The organism is Mesorhizobium sp. M7A.F.Ca.CA.004.12.1.1 (assembly GCF_003997835.1).
In the GTDB taxonomy this organism is placed as follows: Bacteria; Pseudomonadota; Alphaproteobacteria; order Rhizobiales; family Rhizobiaceae; genus Mesorhizobium.
Window position 1 is genome coordinate 1 of record NZ_RZRK01000573.1, and the last position, 3,990, is coordinate 3,990.

A 3,990-nucleotide genomic window follows, 5' to 3' on the forward strand; every position below is an offset into this window, starting at 1 on the left:
GTTCCATGACATAGTATTGGGCAGCACTCTTGGCACGCAACACCTTGATCAGGCCGGCCCAGTCGATGGTGCCATGGCCGACATCCGACCAGCCATCCTCATCCAGCCCCTCGCCGGGCTTGGCCATGTCCTTGACGTGGACGGCGCTGATGCGCTTGCCGTGCTTTTCGATCCACGGCAACGGATCATCGCCGCCGCGCACCACCCAGGCAACGTCCATCTCCCAGCTGACATCGGGCGCGGATGACAGGATGTGGTCCTGCGGCACCGATCCGTCGGCAAGTTTCTTGAACTCGAAATCATGATTGTGCCAGGCAAAGCCGTAGCCGGCCTTTTTCGCGGCGTCGCCGACCTTGGCCAGGCGTTCGCCGAAGCCGCGCCAGCCGGCCACGTCGGATGGCCGCTGATCGGGCATCAGGAAGGGACAGATGAGCAGCGTGATACCGAGTGCGTCGGCAGTTCTGCGCACGCCGTCGAAATCGTTCTCGAGCGCATCGATCGAGAAATGCCCAGTCGGCATGGCAAGCCCGTTCTTGTCGAGCTCGGCGCGGAATGCCTTGGGGTCATCATAGACGCCGCCAAAACCTTCGACCTGGGCGTAGCCGAGCTTGCCGAGCATGGCGAGCACACCGTCCCAGGGTTGGAAATTGCGGGCGCTGTAAAGTTGGAATGACCAGTTCATCATCTCTGTCCGTTTTGCTTGGGGATTGTCGTATGAGGGTTGTTCTCAAAAGCTAGATGCGTGTGCCCGTTGCGGTGTCGAAAAGCGAAGCGCGCATCGGATCGAAGCCAAGCGTCACCGCCTCGTCATTCTTGGGCGTGCGTTCCGAGGTCACTCGGACGCTGAAATTCTGCTGGGCAAGCTTCAGCCAGACCAGCGTGTCGGAGCCCATGGGTTCGACCACCTCGACATTGGCGGCTATCGAGAACGGCCAGCCGGTGCCGCTGTTCAGGCTGACATGCTCGGGCCTGATACCGAATGTGACGGGGCCGGGAGCCGGAGGCTTGGCAAAGTCGTAAGTGCCGAGCGGGATCTTGATATCCTCGGCCGCGAACCGCCAGCCGCCGTCGGCGTCTTCCAGGCGGCCATCGACGAAGTTCATTGCGGGCGAGCCGAGGAAGCCGGCGACGAAACGGTTGACCGGCCTGTTATAGATGGTCTGCGGCGCATCGAGCTGCTGGATGACGCCGCCCTTCATCACCGCGATGCGGTCGGCCAGCGTCATCGCCTCGATCTGGTCGTGGGTGACGTAGATCATGGTGTTCTGCAGCTTGCGATGCAGCAGCTTGATCTCGACGCGCAGTTCGGCGCGCAGCTTGGCATCGAGATTGGACAGCGGCTCGTCGAACAGGAACACGTCGACATCGCGCACCAGCGCCCGTCCGATCGCGACGCGCTGGCGCTGGCCGCCGGAAAGGGCGGCCGGCTTACGCTGCAGCAGCGGTTCGATCTGCAGGATTTCAGCCGCCCGCGCGATCCGCTTGGCGATCTCTTCTCTTGGCGTGCCGGCGACACGCAGCCCGAAGGACAGGTTCTTCTCCACCGTCATTTGCGGATAGAGCGCATAGGACTGGAACACCATGCCGATGCCGCGGTCCTTGGGCTCTTCCCAGGTGACGTTCTTGCCCTTGATGAAGATGCGGCCCTCGGAAACGTCGAGCAGGCCGGCAATGCAGTTGAGCAAGGTCGACTTGCCGCAGCCGGACGGCCCGAGCAGCACGATGAACTCGCCATCGGCGACATCGAGATTGAGCGTCTCCAGGACGGTCACCGCACCGAAGTTCAGCGACAGGTCCTGGATCGAAACGCTGGTATCATTGGCTGCCGTCATCGCCGTCACCCCTTCACCGCGCCGGCGGCGATGCCGCGTACGAAAAGCTTGCCGGAAATGAAGTAGACGATGAGCGGCACAAGCCCGGTCAGGATGGTTGCGGCCATGTTGACGTTGTACTCCTTCACGCCTTGCACCGAATTGACGATGTTGTTGAGCTGCACCGTCATCGGATAGGTGTCGGGGCGGGTGTAGACGACGCCGAACAGGAAGTCGTTCCAGATGCCGGTCACCTGCAGGATGATGGCGACGACGAAGATCGGCAGCGACATCGGCAGCATGATGCGCAGGAAGATGCCCCAGAAGCCGGCGCCGTCGACGCGTGCCGCCCGGAACAGCTCCTCCGGCATCGAGGCGAAATAATTGCGGAACAGCAGCGTCAGGATCGGCATGCCGAAAATGGAATGGACAATCACCAGCCCGCTGAGGCTGCCATAGAGGCCGATTTCGCGCAGGATGATGACGATCGGATAGATCATCACCTGGTAGGGAATGAAGGCGCCGACGATCAGGATGATGAAGAACGTATCGGCGCCCTTGAAGCGCCAATTGGCCAGTGCATAACCATTCACCGAGGCGATGGCGATCGACAGCAGCACCGACGGCACGGTGATGCGCACCGAATTCCAGAAGCCGCGCGAGAGCCCGTCGCAGTTAAGGCCGGTGCAGGCCGTTGACCACGCCTTGACCCACGGCTCGAAGGTGATCTCAAGCGGCGGTGAGAAGATGTTGCCGAGCCGGATCTCCGGCATGCCCTTGAGCGAGGTGACGACCATGACATAGAGCGGCAAGAGGTAGTAGACCGCCATGACGAACAATGTGCCGTAGAGGAAGACGTTGCGGCGCGAAATCATGCGGCGCGGCTTTGGACCGTAGGGCCCTGCGATGTCCTGGCGCGCGCCGGCGGCAACGCTTGCTTGAGCGGTGATGTCTGCAATGCTCATTTGCGTCGCCCGAACTCGAGATAGGCCCAAGGCACGATGACGATCACCACCGAGAGCAGCATCATGGTCGAGGCGGCAAAACCCTGGCCGAGGTTCTGGGCGAAGAACATATAGTCGTAGACGTATTTGGCCGGCACTTCGGATGCGATGCCCGGGCCGCCGCTGGTCTGGGCCACGACCAGGTCATAAACCTTGACGATGCCGGAAGCGATGATGACGAGCGTGGTGATGAAGACCGGCCGCATCATCGGGATGACGATGAACAGATAGGTCTTCCACATCGGGATCCCATCCACCCGCGCCGCCTTCCAGATGTCCTCGTCGATACCGCGCAGGCCGGCCAGCATCAGGCACATGATGAGCCCGGTGCCTTGCCACAGCGCAGCGATCGATATGCCGTAGATGACGATGCTGGAATTATAGAGCGGGTCGAAGCTGAAGCTCGTCCAGCCTAAGTCCCGCACGACATGCTGGATGCCGAAATCCGGATTGAGCAACCACTGCCAGACCAGGCCGGTGACGATGAAGGAGAGCGCGAAAGGATAAAGGAAGATGGTGCGGAACGTGTCCTCGAAGCGGATCTTCTGATCGAGCAGCGCGGCAAGCAGAAAACCGATGACCAGCGAGAACACCAGCGAGATCGCGCCGTAGATCAACAGGTTCTCGATCGAGATCAGCCAGCGCGGCGCCGCCCACAGGCGGTAATACTGGTCGAGCCCGACGAAATTCAGGCGCGGCAGGAGCTTCGAATTGGTGAAGGAATAGAGCACCGTCCAAACGGTGCCGCCGACGAAAACCACCATGGCGGTGAGGATCATCGGGATCGAGGCGACCTTCGCATTGAGGTTGCGGAACAGAAGGTTGGGGCGTGCGCTCTTGCTCATCTCGTCAGCCGGCTGGGTAAGGGCGGTGCATTCCCGGCCCCGCATTCGCAAGGCCGGGAGCGAGGCGGGTTGCCTCCAGCGTCAGTCCGCCGAAGCGATGAGGTCGGCGAAGCGCTTCTGCGCGTCTTCGACGGTCAGTTCCGGCTTGGCGAAGAATTCGGCGAAAAGGTCTTCCTTCTGTTTCTGGGTGTCCTGTGAAAGCAGTTGGTCCGTCCACGGCATGACGGCGCCCTTGGCAAGGATGGCGAGGCCCTTCTTCATGCAGTCGTTGGCCGCATTGAGATCGACGTCGCCGCGCACCGGCAGGGATCCCTTCTTCAGATTGAAGGC

General features: G+C 61.5%; 4 protein-coding genes and 1 pseudogene. All 5 read right to left on the bottom strand.

The genetic code is table 11. The features are described 5' to 3' along the window. The coding region (locus EN984_RS25275; protein ID WP_164765634.1) for a sugar phosphate isomerase/epimerase at positions 1–682 on the bottom strand (682 nt) is incomplete at its 3' end. Between the two features lie 52 nt (positions 683–734). Next, positions 735–1,832, bottom strand: a complete 1,098-nt coding sequence (gene ugpC, locus EN984_RS25280) for a sn-glycerol-3-phosphate ABC transporter ATP-binding protein UgpC (protein WP_023812494.1) — start codon at positions 1,830–1,832, stop codon at positions 735–737. Between the two features lie 5 nt (positions 1,833–1,837). Further along, positions 1,838–2,776: a carbohydrate ABC transporter permease gene (locus EN984_RS25285; protein WP_127268554.1), complete on the bottom strand. Its 939-nt coding sequence runs from the start codon at positions 2,774–2,776 to the stop codon at positions 1,838–1,840. After that, a complete protein-coding gene (locus EN984_RS25290) occupies positions 2,773–3,660 on the bottom strand; it encodes a sugar ABC transporter permease (protein ID WP_127322195.1) in 888 nt (295 codons plus the stop codon). Before EN984_RS25290 ends, EN984_RS25285 begins: the two co-directional genes overlap by 4 nt. 81 nt (positions 3,661–3,741) lie before the next feature. Continuing rightward, positions 3,742–3,990, bottom strand: a pseudogene (locus EN984_RS25295) (carbohydrate ABC transporter substrate-binding protein); the annotation flags it as partial.